The organism is uncultured Mailhella sp. (assembly GCF_963931295.1).
In the GTDB taxonomy this organism is placed as follows: Bacteria; Desulfobacterota; Desulfovibrionia; order Desulfovibrionales; family Desulfovibrionaceae; genus Mailhella.
Genome location: NZ_OZ007001.1, coordinates 1,085,122 through 1,100,376, shown reverse-complemented (window position 1 = coordinate 1,100,376; position 15,255 = coordinate 1,085,122). Strand labels below are relative to the sequence as shown.

Sequence of the window (15,255 nt, the reverse complement as noted above, 5' to 3'; positions counted from 1 at the left end):
GGATGCCATGAAGGAACTTTTTTATCTTTCTCATGAACAGATTGCTCGTATCAAACGCTACTTTCCTCGTTCCCACGGCATTCCGAGAGTCGATGACAGGCGTGTCGTCAGCGGCATTATCTATGTCATCAAGCATGGCCTGCAATGGAAAGATGCCCCGCGCGAGTATGGACCATACAAAACTCTCTACAATCGTTTTATCCGCTGGAGCCGATTGGGTGTCTTTAACAGGATTTTTGCGGAGCTTGTTGAACAAAACGGCTCCACAACACGCTTGATGATTGATACCACACATCTCAAGGCACACAGGACAGCAGCAAGTTTGCTGAAAAAAGGGGCCTTTCCCGATGTATCGGACGCACAAAAGGCGGCCTGAATTCAAAACTCCACGCTGTCTGCAATGCCTTCGGTCAACCGTTGGCCTTCCATCTGTCCGGCGGTCAGGTGAGCGACTACAAAGGCGCTGCTGTCCTGCTTGATACTCTGCCGCAGGCCAGGGAGCTTCTGGCGGATAGAGGCTATGATGCCGACTGGTTTCGTCATGCCTTGTCCCGTAAAGGAATCACGCCGTGTATTCCTGGCAGACACAGCCGAAAAACTCCGGTGGTCTATGACAAGGAGGTTTATAAGCAGCGGCACAAGATAGAAATCATGTTCGGCCGACTCAAGGATTGGCGCAGAATAGCCATGCGTTATGACCGTTGTGCACACACGTTCTTTTCGGCCATTTGTCTCGCTGCCATTGTCATCTTTTATATTTAATGAGTCCTGAACCTAGAGAGACTGAAAACAGAAGACATCTTCGAGCAGTATTCACCGGACTCGCCTCTCTTTGAGAAGCCGATATTCTCCATTCCCGCCTCAAGTTATCACTTCATTGCGCATATCTTTACCGATACCATAATGGTGGACAGGGACGCCGCCATCAGGCAGCTCCGCCATTATCCCCTGCGCCGGGAAGTAAAAGGCATCACCCGCGCCCTTGTGGAATCCCTTTTACGGGCAGCTCCGCCGGAATCGTCCGTTGCCGACAAAGCGGCGGCAGTTCCCCTGTGTGAAAGGTCGCCACAGGATGGAAAACTCGTTTTTCGTATTCCCGGAGCCGTTTGGGAAGGAAGGCCGGATGCGGCTGTCCGTGACGCCATGAAAGAAAAGTATCCTCTTTCGGTCATCGCTTATGTTCTTCTGTACTGGTGTGGTCCTCAAAAATCCGAGACCAGTCACAAAACCCCGCAGGGCAGAAAGACACATGTGGGACGTTTGCTTGCGGGCAAAGAGTACAGGGACGACAAATCCTATCGCAATTTGATGGATATGCTCCTCAAGGAAGCGGAGACATACACCATAGTCAAGGCGTGACCAGCCTGCTGTTTTCCCGTCTTTTTGAGAAGTTCCCGTTCTTTTCCCGTCCGATTCCCTCACGGGAATCTTTGGACGTGTGCCAGAGTCTCCTGAAATCCAAACAGATTCAGGAGATTTTTTTATGAAACAGCACCAACCGTCCATCCCCGCCCACGGCCTTTTGCGTCTTCCTCAGGTTCTCAGCATGATTCCCATAAGCAAGAGCGCATGGTGGGAAGGCTGTCGGACCGGGCGTTATCCCAAACCCGTGAAACTTGGTCCCAGAACCACGGTCTGGAGAGCAGAAGATATTGCCGCGTTCATCGAAAGTCTTGGCAGGCAGGGGGAAGAGCATGAGTAATCCCCTGCAAAATTTTCGGGACATCCTGACCGACAAGGGCTTGATTCCGTCTGACATCGAAGCGGACGGAAAACTGCATCGTTGTCCCACGCAGACCAGGCCGCATAAACAGAACGGCGCATACATCGCGCATGTTGACCCTCCTGCCACGCTCTGGTGGTGCAACTGGGAGAGCGGAGACCAGGGGACGTTTACTGAAATGGATCAGAGAACGTTCTCCCCGGCTGAAAAGGAAGCATGGCAGAAACGGCAACACAACATTCGTCATCAACGAGAGGAAGAATGTGCCCGCCGGTATGAAGCAGCGGCAAAACAGGCCCAGGGCGTCTTGGATGCATCTTTTCCCTGCTCGTCGGAACACACATATTTACGGCGTAAAGGCGTTCCCGCGCTTGGTGATATGCGTCAGACCCGGAGCGGTCTGCTGCTCCTTCCAGTCAGGGATATATCGGGAACCTTACAAAGCCTGCAATATATCGCCCCGGACGGGACAAAGCGTTTTCTCACGGGCGGCAAAGTACAGGGAGGACATTTCATTATTCCCGGCAAGTCGGAAAAGCCTCTAGCCCTTTGCGAAGGTTATGCTACGGGAGCAAGCATCCATCTAGCCGTCAACTGCACCGTATATGTGACGTTCTCAGCCAATAATCTGCCTGTCGTGGCCAATCTTGTGAGACACAGATTCCCGGAGGCTTCCATCCTTATTTGTGGTGACAATGATGAAGCAGGCCGCAGTAAAGGGCAGGAAGCTGCTCAAGCAGCACAGACTCGATTGGTCCTGCCCAAGTTTACCACCGGCGAGGGGAAAGACTTCAACGACCTGCATCAGAGTGAGGGGCTGGAGGAAGTTCTCCGTCAGGTGGAAGAGGCCATGCATACAGCTGCCCGTCCGTCTCTGATTTCTCTGGACATGGGGGAGTTTCTTTCCATGTCCATACCTGAACGGGGGTATCTTTTATCCCCCATTCTTCCGGTTCAAGGGATAGGCATCCTGTATGCTCCGCGCGGCATCGGCAAGACGTTTGCCGCCCTGAGCATAGCCGTTGCCGTGGCTTCCGGCGGTGCGGTGTTCAACTGGCGTGCGCCGATGCCTAAACGAACGCTGTATGTGGATGGGGAAATGCCTGCCACATCCATGCAGAGTCGTCTTGCAGCGCTTGTCAGCGGTATGTCCGTTCCTCCGCATACGTTGAAAAACATGGCGCTCATCACACCGGACCTGCAACCCTGTCCCATGCCGGATTTGTCCACTGCCGGTGGGCAGACCATGATTGAGCCTTTTCTGCAAGGTGTGGACATGGTGGTGCTGGACAACATTGCTACCTTGTGCCGCACCGGCAAGGAAAATGAATCGCAGTCCTGGCAGACCATGCAGGCATGGCTGCTGGAGTTGCGCCGCAGGGGTATGACCGTCCTGCTTATCCATCATGCCGGAAAATCCGGCGACCAGCGCGGCACCAGCGCCAGGGAAGACATTATGGACACGGTGATCAGCCTGCGCAGACCCAGGGAATACAGTATGGCCGAAGGTGCACGTTTTGAGGTCCACCTGACCAAGGCACGGGGCATATTGGGTGATGACGCCAAGCCGTTTGAGGCCAATCTGGTTACCGAAGGTAATGCGCTGCATTGGCAGGTCAGAGAGCTGGAAGACGTTGAACTGGAAAGCTTGAGACGACTTTTAAAAGAAGGCTACAGCATCCGCGACTGCGCTGAGGAAATGGGGAAATCCAAGGGGGCCATCCAGAGGCTGAAAAAGAAATTGGAGGAACATTTCTGAAGGCTCACATGGTCAGGTGTACCGCTGTACCGCCTCTTAAGCCGTGGTACAGCGGTACACCCGCAATATTCGATCCGTCAGTTATCCGGTGAAGTCCGATCAGGTCCGAATACGTCATCCCCTTTTGTACCGCTTGAACGGGAAAAGTGTACCGCTTTTCTGCCGCATCAGAAATGGTGCAGTCATGGATACAAGGAAGTTTCATCATGTCCTACCTCGTCCTCCATATGGATAAGTTCAAGAAAGAGGCCATACGCGGCATCCAGAGCCATAACCGGCGGGAACGGGAGAGCCACAGCAACCCCGATATTGACTACGACAGAAGCTCAGCGAATTACGAACTGCACGAATCCGCGTCGACAAACTATACCGAGGCCATTCAGCGCCGCATTGACGCTCTTCAGTTGGCCAAAGCCGTAAGAAAGGACGCCGTGCGCATGTGCGGGCTTATCGTTACCTCCGACAGCACCTTTTTTCAGAGCCTTTCTCCAGAGAATACCCGGCGATTCTTTGAGGAGAGCAAAGCCTTTCTTATGGACTTTGTAGGGGCGGAGAATGTCGTTTCCGCAATGGTTCACATGGATGAAAAGACGCCGCATATGCACTTTTTCCATGTGCCGGTCACGCAGGACGGGAGACTCAACGCCAACAAAATTTATACGCGTCAGAGTTTGCGAAAACTGCAATCCGAACTTCCCGCCTATCTGCAAAGCCGAGGTTTTGCCATTGAACGAGGCGTGGAGCAGACGCCCGGTTCCGCCAAAAAGCATCTGGATACCCGCGAGTTCAAACAACAGAAGGAGGAACTGGCACGGCTGGCGCAGGAAGCCGCTGTGCTGATGCGGGATTCTCTGCGGTCACTTGGGATTCTGGGGCAACGCGAAGAGGAATTGAAAAAGAGCATCGAAGCGTATGAGCGGCAGGCCGAGGAGGCGGAAAAAGTCCTTCGGGATGAGTATTCCTTGCCGAAAGCCTCACTTTTCAATTATCCGTCTGTGCTGGAAAAAGCCTCCTTTATTATTGAAGAGCTGAAAAAGGCGCTTGCCGTCAAGCATCTTGTCCAGACAGAGAAGGAAATCCTGAAACGGGAAGTGGACTCGCTGCGCAAAAAACAGACACGCCTTGAAGCGGAATACACGTCTCACAGGAAACAAAGTCATGAGGAAAAAGAGGCTCTGGCATCTCAGTTGAAGAAAATGAAGAGAATCATGGCCGGCTATCGGGAATTTCTGCTTTTGCCGGAAATCAGACCGCTGCATCTTGAGTTTGTGGAGCGCAAGCGGGCCGAACAGCTCAAGCACCAGGAAGAGGAACGGCAACGGCGGGAGAATGAAGCGCGGGACAGCGAGCGTCAGCAGGCAATGACTGCACGTGGCTTGAAGATGTGCTAGGGGGTCGGCGGAAAATCTTCGCACAGGTCGAAGATATAGCCCACTATGCTTCACTTCGTGAAGCGTGGGCGATCGTCCCGCTCGACCCGGAAGGCAAAATACCGTCAAAGAGGACATTTTGTCTGACATAGGTGTGCATAAAAATCGAGGCGTTGCCATTCGCAAGAGGCTTGACAAGCTGCATGAGGTGTTCGTAGTTCTTTTATGCAATGTGGGATATTGGTGAGAAGATCGTTGCGTTATTCAAGCGGCGATAAAAATTGCCTAAGTAATTTTGGGAATTAGATATCCCAAAACAGCAATTTTAATGATGCACGGAGCTGTACGCCCCCGACACAGGAGAGATCTATGCCGTTTCAAGCTATATCTATCAAGAAAATAGTGAATGGAATTCTGGAAAGGGATTATGTACTGCCTGCGATACAAAGACATTTTGTATGGAAGCCGGATCAAATCATTAATCTGTTTGATAGCATTTTGCGGGGGTATCCCATTGGCTCTTTTCTATTCTGGCGAATCAAGACCGAACATGTTAATGATTTTCAGTATTATGATTTCATTACGGATTTTAATGTTAAGGACAATTCAAACGACAAAATTGTTCCTAGTGGTGAAAAGGAAATAACGGCCGTTCTTGATGGTCAGCAGAGGCTGACTGCTCTACTGATCGGTCTGAGGGGTAGTTATACCTATAAAACGCCATACCTGCGGCAGGATCATCCCCAAGCCTATCAGAAAAGGGAACTTTACCTTAATTTGGCAAAACCGAAAGAAGACGAAAGCCATGGGCTTGCATTTTTGACGGAAAAGGAAGCGAAAGAGGGGCGCAGGGAAGGCAAGTTATGGTATAAAATAGGTCGCCTCCTTACAGAAGAGCCCAGTGAATTTATGTTGAGCGAGGAAGGGGATAGCCTGCCGTTGGAAGTTAAAAAAACTGCATTTCGACGGATAACAGAATTTTCCCAATGCCTCAACTTAGATATTATAAATTATTATGTAGAAGAAGAACAGGATATCGATAAAGTATTGAGCATCTTTATCCGTGTAAACAGTGGTGGTACAGTTCTTTCTTACTCCGATCTTTTGCTGTCTACAGCAACAGCGCTTTGGACTGAATATGATGCCCGTGAGGAAATTGAAAACATCACCCATGAATTTGCATCATATAAGGCAGGATTTAAGATTTCAAGTGATTTTGTTATGAAGGCTTGCCTTACTCTTTCAGATCTTGACGTAAAATTTATTGTGAAAAATTTTAACCGCGTTAATATGCAAAAAATTGAAGCGGAGTGGGAAAAAATTAAAGATGCAATTCTTTGTACTATGAGATTTGCTATAGGCTATGGTTATAATCAAGATACTATTTCATCCTACAATGCTCTTTTACCCATAGCCTATTATATTAAAAGTAAAGACATAGCAGAGAAGTTCGACCACGCTGCAAAATACAAGAAGTCGCGCGAAGACGCCATAACATGGTTGCGCCGTGCCCTCTTGATGAAAGTTTTTGGCGGTAGCTCTGATACAGTGATTTCGCGATACCGCGACGTCCTTTCCAAATCCCAAAGCGAGAATTTCCCTTTGAAAGAAATCGAGAGCAGCTTTAAGGATATTGCTATTACATCACAGGATATTGATGAAATATTTGAAGATACGCGTTATGACAGAGAAGCGTTTTACGTCCTGCATGAAATTTTTGGAAGGGAATACAATACCGATGTAGACATGGATCATCTCTATCCAAAATCCTTGTTTACACAACGGAATATGAGAACCTGGGGGTTCACGACGAGGGAGAGTCAAGAGGAAGTTCAGGACTTGGTGAATAGCTTGGCAAATTTGCGCCTTGCCGGTCATGGCGAAAATATTGAGAAAAGTGCCATGAAGTTTGAAGCCTGGGTGCAAGGTCTCTCAAAAGTGCAGAGGGAAGCTCTTCTGATTCCAGCCATGAAGGATTATGGACCCGAAAATTTCGTTGAGTTTTGCAAAAAAAGAACAGTTCTCATGAAGGACAGGCTGAAGAGGAATCTTACTGTTCAGTCACGCTCCAACAAGAATTTAAAAAAACATTAATTTTTATGGGTGTTAGATACAACCTGGCTATAAAAGGCTAATAAATTCATCAGATTGCCATTGGATTTTTATCCATTCGGGGACGCCACAGAAAAAATCAACGCCTTGTGAGAAATCACAAGGCGTTTTGCATATATGCCCTCCGGCAGTTTTGGTTATGCCGTCCCTGTGCCGAAGGAGTCCAGAACATGGTTTTTCATCAGGAGACCTTCTCTTGAGGAATGTTTGTTTTAAGCAGGTGTTCCACCACCTGCCCGATGCCGCTGTCTCCCGGAGCCGAAAGACTTTCGCTCTGGCCCGTGTACAGACTCGCGCTCTTCGTATAGCGGTCCGTGGTGGTCGCCCGATAATGTCCCATGAGAACCTGGGCGGCATTCAGACCTAAACTCACGAACGTGATGGTTGCACTCTTATGCTGGATGGCATGAAAACCGAAGGGCTTCACATGGGCCTTCCGGCAGAGACGCTCCATGAAGTGAATGCGCCGGGTGAACGGCTTCCCCGGAAATGTGTCGTTCTGAAAATACATGAACACATTGTCTACCTTGCATGGGCGGGCATCCCGCCACCACTTGGGCGCCTTGACCAGTTCCGAGTGCATTCGGAGCCGGCGCACTCGTTCCATTCCATTGTCCGAGTCGTTGTCGGTCAGCCTGATTTTTTCTTTCTGAAGTTTTACATCGTTCCACGTCCGCCGGGAGATTTTACTTCTGTTGGAGTACATCTTTTGATAAAAAATTAGGATTTATATATTCTTTACTATTTGTAATTATTGATTAATTTAAAAATTACTCTCTTAAAGTAATGAGGACTCATCTCCCTTGGCTCCGGCAACAATAGTCGGTATAAAACGTTTGATTTTGACAATGCGCCAATGTAATTTCTGGGGGTAGAAGAAAAGGAATTTGCGGCCATGTGTCCGTGGTTAGGCGTTTCCAGAGACTTTAGTTTTTACTGAAAACATAATGAACGAACACGTAGATTAGAAAGATGACTGACGGTCGATGACATTTATAAATATTTCTATGTAAATGATGAGACAGTCTATATTGAATCAAACAACAAGTTATTCCAATTGCATTGAGCGTTGATGGATTTTATACAAGATGAATTGGATGATTGGAGTTTGTCCGGTGGTGCATCTTATAGATCTGACAAACCGGAAATAGAGCAGCAAGGGGCAAGTATGGCCGAATTGATTCACGATAAGATAAAACGATCCATTCAGACAGCTGAAGGACTGTATTATCGCCTGATATTACTGGTAGGGAAGACTGGATCTGGCAAAACAGGCGTTCTGCGGAAAGTTGCTGAAGAGTTCGGTTCATCCGTTGTTAACGTCAACTTGGTGCTTTCAGGAGAACTGTTAGAACTGACGGTAAAGCAGCGGTCTCTTCGGATTCCGGGCATCCTCGATCAGCTCGTGGAACAGATGCAATCACCTGTGCTGCTGGATAATCTCGAAATCCTCTTTGACAAGAACCTCCGGCAGGATCCTTTGCGGTTGTTGCAGTCCATCTCAAGAAAAAGAACTGTAGTGGCTTCATGGAATGGAGTCATAACATCTGGGAGGCTGTTGTACGCCGAAAACGGTCATCCTGAGTACCGCAACTATGACTCGGTCGATGCGCTTATTGTGAGCATGGATGGTACGTATACATTGGATTCGGTAAAAGAAAATAGAGAGGCAGAATAAACATGAAATACGGAGACCTTATCCAATTCGACCCGATCGAGTCGGTTGTTCAGTTGCGTGACGCGGACAAATCGAGTGCCGCACATACACTCGTGAGCACCTATGTTATTTCTGAGGAAATGGCTGAACGGCTCATCCAGCTTGTCATTCCTCAGTTGCAGTTCGATATGCCGGTCGATAACAAGGGCTTGTTGGTTGTTGGTAACTACGGCACAGGTAAGTCGCATTTGATGTCGGTGGTCTCCAGTCTTGCCGCAGACGCCTCTTTGTTGGAAGAACTGAACCACACGGGTGTCCGCGATGCGGCATCTCAAATTGCTGGTAGATTCAAGGTAATTCGTACTGAAATTGGTGCCACTACTATGTCTTTGCGTGACATTCTGGTGGCCGAGCTGGAAGAAGGTCTTGATAAGCTTGAGGTGGACTATGAGTTCCCCGAAGCCGGAACCATCACAAGCCATAAACGGGCCTTTGAAGATATGATGGCCAAGTTCGGCGAAGTGTTTCCCGAACATGGTCTGTTATTGGTGGTCGATGAGTTGCTCGACTACCTGCGCACGCGCAAGGATCAGGAACTGATACTCGACCTCAACTTTCTGCGCGAGATAGGCGAAGTATGCAAGGACCTACGCTTCCGTTTCATGGCTGGCGTTCAGGAAGCCATCTTCGATAGCCCGCGTTTTGCTTTTGTCGCCGACAGCATTCGTCGGGTGAAGGATCGTTTCGAGCAAGTTCTCATTGCTCGTAGTGACGTGAAATTTGTCGTAGCCGAGCGTCTGCTTAAAAAGACTACCGCACAACAAGCCCAAATCCGTGACTATTTGATGCCTTTTGCCAAATACTATGATGGACTCAATGAGCGTATGGATGAGTTTGTTCGGCTCTTTCCAGTGCATCCCGATTACATAGATACTTTTGAACGGGTCACCGTGGTGGAAAAGCGCGAGGTGCTCAAGACTTTGTCTATGAGCATGAAAGCTATTCTCGGTAAGGATGTGCCGCAGGACGAACCTGGCCTGATCGCCTTCGACAGCTACTGGAATACTCTTAAGCAGAATCCTTCTTTTCGTGCGATTCCTGAGATCCGGGCAGTCATTGATTGCAGCCAGGTGCTGGAATCCCGGATCGAAAACGCCATTACTCGTAAACAGTACAAGCCGATGGCGTTGAGACTGATCCATGCTCTGTCCGTTCACCGGCTCACTACTGGTGACATCTATGCCCCCATGGGAGCGACTGCCGAAGAGCTGCGTGATCGCCTTTTCCTGTTCGATCCGTTGATCGCAGAGCTGGGTGGTGATGAACCTGATAAGGACCTGCAGACCCATGTGGAAACGGTCCTGCGTGAGATACTCAAAACGGTCAGCGGACAGTTTATCTCCTTTAATGCCGATAATCGCCAGTTTTATCTCGATCTCAAAAAGACTGACGATTTCGATGCGTTGATCGAGAAAAGGGCTGAGAGCCTGGACCAGGCCCAGCTCGACCGTTTTTATTACGAGGCTCTCAAGCGGGTCATGGAATGCCAGGATGTGACGTATGTCACCGGTTACAAAATCTGGCAGCATGAACTGGTCTGGCAGGAGCACAATACGACTCGTACCGGATACCTCTTTTTTGGTGCTCCCAACGAGCGTTCCACCGCTGTGCCACAGCGGGATTTTTACCTTTATTTCCTCCAGCCCAATGACCCGCCACGCTTTAAGGATGATAAGGCCAGTGACGAACTCTTTTTCCGCCTGAAAACTACAGATGAGGAATTCCAGATTACGCTGAAGAACTACGCGGCAGCGCTGGACCTTGCAGCTACTTCATCGGGCCACGCTAAGGCCACCTATGAATCAAAGGCCAACGGTTTTCTGAGGAAGCTGGTTCATTGGCTACAGCAGCACATGAGTGATGCCTTTGACGTCACATATCAGGGGCGTACCAAGTCGATGACCGAATGGGCCAAGGGGAAATCTATCCGAGAGCTGTCTGGTCTGTCGCCCCATGAGACCATCAACTTCCGTGACCTGGTCAACACCATCGCCGGAGTCTGTTTAGCTCCTAATTTCGAGAATCAGGCTCCAGAATATCCTTTCTTTTCAATCCTGATTACCGATAAAAATCGTGCTCAGGCCGCGCAGGAGGCTCTGCGGACCATCGCCGGACAGCATCGTACCAAGCAGGCAACTGCCGTGCTGGATGCCCTTGATCTGCTTGATGGTGAAAAAATTGCTCCCTGCAAGTCGAAGTATGCCCAGTTCATCCTTAATGTCGTCAAGGCCAAGGGGTACGGTCAGGTTGTCAACCGTAGTGAGATTATTCAGGACGACCACGGGCTGGAATACATGAACCCAGGAGGTTTTCGTCTGGAACCCGAATGGGTGAGCGTGCTGGTAGCAGCTCTGGTCTATTCTGGGGATGTCGTGTTTGCCATCCCAGGTAAAAAATTCGATGCCACCGGCTTACAGCAATTGGCTGCAACCAGTATGGATGAGCTGACGCGATTTAAACACTTGGAGCAACCCAAAGAATGGAATTTGCCTGCAATTAAGGTTCTGTTTGAACTGCTCGGCATGACACCGGGCATGGCCCAGCTTGTTACCCAGGGAAAGGACGAGCCTGTGCAAAACATGCAGCAGGCGGTAAGCATGATCGTCAAGCGTATCGTCATGACTCAGCAGACCCTGCGTGAGGGGCTTTCCTTCTGGGGGGTGGATCTGCTCGTGACTACAGATTTGGCTAGCCAGGTCAGCGGACTGGACGGTGCCAAGGTGTTTTTTGAATCGCTGCAGGGGTACTCTACTACGGGTAAGTTGAAAAATTTCCGCTACAGCGTTTCCGAAGTGCTGGCTCATGAAAAGGCTGTGAAATCACTTGATGAGTTGGATACCTTGCATGAGTTTATCATGAATTTCAGCCCGACAGTGTCATGGCTCTCCACAGCAGAGGCCGTGTTGCCTCCCGAACATGAATGGGTGGACCGCATGAAAACTATCCGGCAGGATGTGCTGGATATTCTCAAGCAGATCAATGTGACCAAGCTGCGTAGTCAGTCCAAAAGCATCGGGGACAAACTGCAAGGACTGAAAAAGGATTACATCACTATCTACATTAGCCTTCACACCAAAGCCCGACTTGGTGTGAACGACGATAAGCGTAAGGCTGGATTGCTTAATGATCAGCGGCTGCAGACACTGCTCAAGCTGGCCGGTATCGACCTGATGCCCAGGCAGCAGCTCAATGATTACCAGACTCGTCTGGCTGGACTGAAAAGTTGTTTTGCCCTGACCAATCAGGACCTCGAAAAATCGCCCATTTGTCCCCATTGTGGATTCCGGCCTTCGATGGAACATTGTATATCGGCTGGCTCACAGGTGATAGATCAGATGGATGCCCAACTCGACACTATGGTGAAGGCCTGGACATCTACCATCCTCAGCAATCTGGAAGATCCGATCACCCAAGCCAATATGGATCTTTTGAAGATCGATGACCGCGATAGGCTGGAAGACTTTATGAAGTCCAGGGAACTGCCCATGCCGCTGGACAGTAATTTTGTTTATGCTTTGAAGGAAGTGCTTTCTGGACTGGTCAAAGTCACTGTCAAGGCACGTGAGTTGCAACAAGCTCTGCAGGCTGCCGACGGTCCGGCCACTCCGGCAGAGATGAAGAAACGTTTTGAAGCATACCTTGATCAGCTCACCAAAGGCAAGGACCAGGCCAAGGTGCGGATAGTCATGGAATAAGAGCGACTAGGCTGAGACATCAGACGAAAGACAAGGATTATGAAGATGAAAGAACTCAGTTTGTTTAACACTTTGCCTGAAGCACCTCAGAAGCCCTGCGACCCGGTGATCTGTCTCGGCATGACGTTTGAAAATGATGAGGCACGTCGCGCCTATTTCACTGAGAAACTGCGCAAAAAGCTCCAGGATCCAGAATTCCGCAAGATTGAAGGCTTTCCCATAGGCAGCGATGAGGACATCCTGACTTTAAGTGATCCGCCGTACTATACAGCCTGTCCGAATCCGTGGATTGCTGACTTCATTGCTGAGTGGGAAGCCCAGAAGCCGAAGCAGCCTGAAGGTTATCACTATCACCGTGAACCCTTTGCGGCTGATGTCAGCGAGGGGAAGAACGATCCCATCTACAACGCACATTCCTACCATACCAAGGTGCCGCACAAGGCCATCATGCGCTATATTCTCCATTACACAGAGCCGGGGGATATCGTGTTCGATGGCTTTTGTGGAACCGGTATGACGGGAGTTGCCGCGCAGATGTGCGGGGATCGTGAAGTTGTTTTGTCTCTTGGGTACCAGGTGAAACCTGATGGAACCATTTTGAAGGAAGAGAGCGATGAAGATGGCAAAAAAATTTGGCGGCCATTTTCAAAACTTGGTATACGTAAAGCAATTCTTAATGATCTCTCACCGGCAGCGACTTTCATTGCTTACAATTACAATACTCCCGTAGATGTGAAAAAAATCGACAAAGAAGCAAAACGCGTTTTGAACGAGGTAGAAAAAGAATGCGGTTGGATGTATCAGACTGCACATTATGAGACAAAAACCGTCAAAGGAATTACCAAGACGGTCAAAACAATTGGAACTATTAATTATACTGTATGGTCTGATGTATTCATTTGTCCGGAATGCTCTCGGGAGTTAGTGTTCTGGGATGTTGCTGTAGATAGTATTGCTGGTGTGGTACGTGATACATTTCCCTGTCCGCACTGCGGTGCAACGCTAACTAAACGCGGAATGGAACGTTCTTGGATAACAAAATACGATGCTGCTATTAAGCAGACTATCCGACAGGCTAAACAGGTTCCTGTACTTATCAATTACTCTGTGCTCAACGAAAGCACAGGCAGAAGTAAACGCTTTGATAAGACTCCAGATGCCGATGATATAGCTTTAATTCAAAAAATTGAATCAATGGAAATTCCTTATTGGTTTCCAACAAATGAACTTCAAGATGGATTTAATACACGTCAACCTAAAGTATCACATGGTTTAACTCATGTTCATCATTTTTATACAAAAAGAAATTTATGGGTAATAGCATCATTATGGAATCACTTTTCTTTTAAGTTTGAGTTAACAAATTTTCTTTCTAGAAATTTAACAAAAATGAATAGATTTATTATTAATAAATATAATCCAACTGGACGGATTAATGGGCCTATGACTGGGACTCTTTATATTCCAAGTGAACAGGTAGAACAGTCTACATTTTCTCTCTTTCGAGAAAAATTAATCAAAAAAGGGTGGAAAATTTCTGGAAATATAATATCTACCCAGAGTTCTTCTGATATTCATAGTATAGAATCTAACTCAGTTGATTATCTTTTTTTTGATCCTCCATTTGGAGCAAATATTAACTACTCGGAGCTAAATACTATATGGGAAGGATGGCTTCGTGTTTCAACAAACTCACTCCCTGAAGCCGTCGAAAATGATATTCAACAAAAGACATTGCAAGATTATAAAAGAATAATGCTAAATTGTTTTTTAGAGGCATATCGAGTTTTAAAACCTGGCAAGTGGATAACTGTTGAATTTTCAAATACTCGTGCAAGTGTTTGGAATAGTATACAGTCTGCTATTTCAGATGCAGGATTTATTATCTCTAACACATCAATATTAGATAAAAAACATGGTGGAATAAAATCAATGAGTTATTCCACAGCCGTCAAACAAGATCTTGTTATCTCAGCTTATAAACCTAATGGAGGTTTTGAAGATCGTTTTCAGAAAGAGGTACAAAACGAAGAAGGTGTTTGGGATTTTGTCCGTACTCACTTGAAATATCTACCAGTTACGAAGCAACAAGGAGCCTCGTTACAATTTGTTTTGGAACGGGATCCACGAATTTTGTTTGACCAAATGGTCGCCTATTATGTCCGCAAGGGTTACCCAGTTCCGCTCTCCAGCCAAGATTTTCAGGTTGGTCTTGCACAGCGCTTTGCAGAGCGGGATGGTATGTATTTTTTGGCAGAACAGGTTGCGGAATATGATCGTAAGAAGATGACATCGAGTGAATTGCAGCAGATGTCCATGTTTGTCTCTGATGAGGCATCCGCCATTCAGTGGCTCCGTCAGCTCATCAAGGAAAAGCCTCAGACTTTTTCTGACATCAACCCGCAATTCATGCAGCAACTGGGAGGTTGGAGTAAAAACGAGTCTCAACTCGATCTGCGCGAACTGTTGAACCAGAACTTCCTCTGTTACGATGGCAAAGGCCCAGTGCCCGAGCAGATACACGCCTACCTTTCCACCAACTGGAAAGAGCTGCGTAATCTGTCCAAGGATGATCCGACCCTGGTCGCCAAGGCTCGTGACCGCTGGTATGTGCCCGATCCCCGCAAGGCGGGAGACCTGGAGAAGCTGCGCGAAAAGGCGTTGCTCAAAGAGTTCGAGGAATACAAAGAGGCAAAAAAGAAGCTCAAGGTATTTCGTCTGGAGGCAGTCCGTGCTGGCTTTAAGAAAGCCTGGCAGGAACGCGATTATGCCGTTATCATTGCCGTGGCTGAAAAACTTCCTACCAATGTCATGGAAGAAGATCCCAAGTTGCTCATGTGGTATGACCAGGCAGTAACCAGGATGGGAGGGGAATAAGG

11 protein-coding genes are annotated in these 15,255 nt (G+C 48.2%); 9 read left to right on the top strand and 2 right to left on the bottom strand.

Features of this window, described 5'->3' with window-relative positions; all coding sequences use genetic code 11:
- The first annotated feature begins 7 nt into the window (after window positions 1-7).
- The 4 genes from ABGT79_RS04410 to ABGT79_RS04395 all read left to right on the top strand — a co-directional run bounded on the left by ABGT79_RS04410 (window position 8) and on the right by ABGT79_RS04395 (window position 3,482).
- Window positions 8-762, top strand: a protein-coding gene (locus ABGT79_RS04410; protein ID WP_346664755.1) for an IS5 family transposase whose coding sequence is annotated in 2 segments (ribosomal slippage) — window positions 8-341 and window positions 341-762 — 756 coding nt in all. Because the reading frame shifts where the segments join, the coding sequence is not laid out codon by codon here.
- Window positions 763-903: 141 nt separating this feature from the next.
- Complete coding sequence (locus ABGT79_RS04405; RefSeq protein ID WP_346665184.1) at window positions 904-1,359, top strand: hypothetical protein; 456 nt, start codon at window positions 904-906, stop codon at window positions 1,357-1,359.
- Window positions 1,360-1,483: 124 nt separating this feature from the next.
- Window positions 1,484-1,702 carry an AlpA family transcriptional regulator gene (locus tag ABGT79_RS04400; protein WP_077073114.1) on the top strand — a complete coding sequence of 73 codons (219 nt, stop codon included), beginning with the start codon at window positions 1,484-1,486 and terminating at the stop codon, window positions 1,700-1,702.
- On the top strand, window positions 1,695-3,482 hold the full coding sequence (locus ABGT79_RS04395; RefSeq protein WP_346665183.1) for an AAA family ATPase: 1,788 nt from the start codon (window positions 1,695-1,697) through the stop codon (window positions 3,480-3,482). The genes ABGT79_RS04400 and ABGT79_RS04395 overlap by 8 nt, the downstream gene beginning before the upstream one ends.
- 4 nt (window positions 3,483-3,486) lie before the next feature.
- Here the strand turns inward: ABGT79_RS04395 and ABGT79_RS04390 are convergent, their stop codons facing one another.
- Window positions 3,487-3,690, bottom strand: coding sequence for a hypothetical protein (locus ABGT79_RS04390; RefSeq protein WP_346665182.1), 204 nt, complete (start codon window positions 3,688-3,690; stop codon window positions 3,487-3,489).
- Here ABGT79_RS04390 and mobV point away from each other — a divergent pair.
- On the top strand, window positions 3,689-4,873 hold the full coding sequence (mobV, locus tag ABGT79_RS04385; RefSeq protein ID WP_346665181.1) for a MobV family relaxase: 1,185 nt from the start codon (window positions 3,689-3,691) through the stop codon (window positions 4,871-4,873). The two genes, ABGT79_RS04390 and mobV, sit on opposite strands and share 2 nt — an antisense overlap.
- 348 nt (window positions 4,874-5,221) lie before the next feature.
- Complete coding sequence (locus tag ABGT79_RS04380) at window positions 5,222-6,946, top strand: DUF262 domain-containing protein (RefSeq protein WP_346665180.1); 1,725 nt, start codon at window positions 5,222-5,224, stop codon at window positions 6,944-6,946.
- A gap of 199 nt (window positions 6,947-7,145) precedes the next feature.
- On the opposite strand, the gene ABGT79_RS04375 is transcribed toward ABGT79_RS04380, so the two are convergent.
- A complete protein-coding gene (locus ABGT79_RS04375; protein ID WP_346665179.1) occupies window positions 7,146-7,670 on the bottom strand; it encodes a tyrosine-type recombinase/integrase in 525 nt (174 codons plus the stop codon).
- Window positions 7,671-8,036: 366 nt separating this feature from the next.
- Here ABGT79_RS04375 and brxF point away from each other — a divergent pair, with 366 nt between their 5' ends.
- The 3 genes from brxF to ABGT79_RS04360 are packed head-to-tail and all read left to right on the top strand — an operon-like array spanning window position 8,037 to window position 15,253.
- Window positions 8,037-8,642, top strand: a complete 606-nt coding sequence (brxF, locus tag ABGT79_RS04370; protein ID WP_346665178.1) for a BREX-3 system P-loop-containing protein BrxF — start codon at window positions 8,037-8,039, stop codon at window positions 8,640-8,642.
- Between the two features lie 2 nt (window positions 8,643-8,644).
- Window positions 8,645-12,376, top strand: coding sequence for a DUF6079 family protein (locus ABGT79_RS04365; protein WP_346665177.1), 3,732 nt, complete (start codon window positions 8,645-8,647; stop codon window positions 12,374-12,376).
- Window positions 12,377-12,421: 45 nt separating this feature from the next.
- On the top strand, window positions 12,422-15,253 hold the full coding sequence (locus ABGT79_RS04360) for a DNA methyltransferase (protein WP_346665176.1): 2,832 nt from the start codon (window positions 12,422-12,424) through the stop codon (window positions 15,251-15,253).
- Window positions 15,254-15,255: the final 2 nt, after the last annotated feature.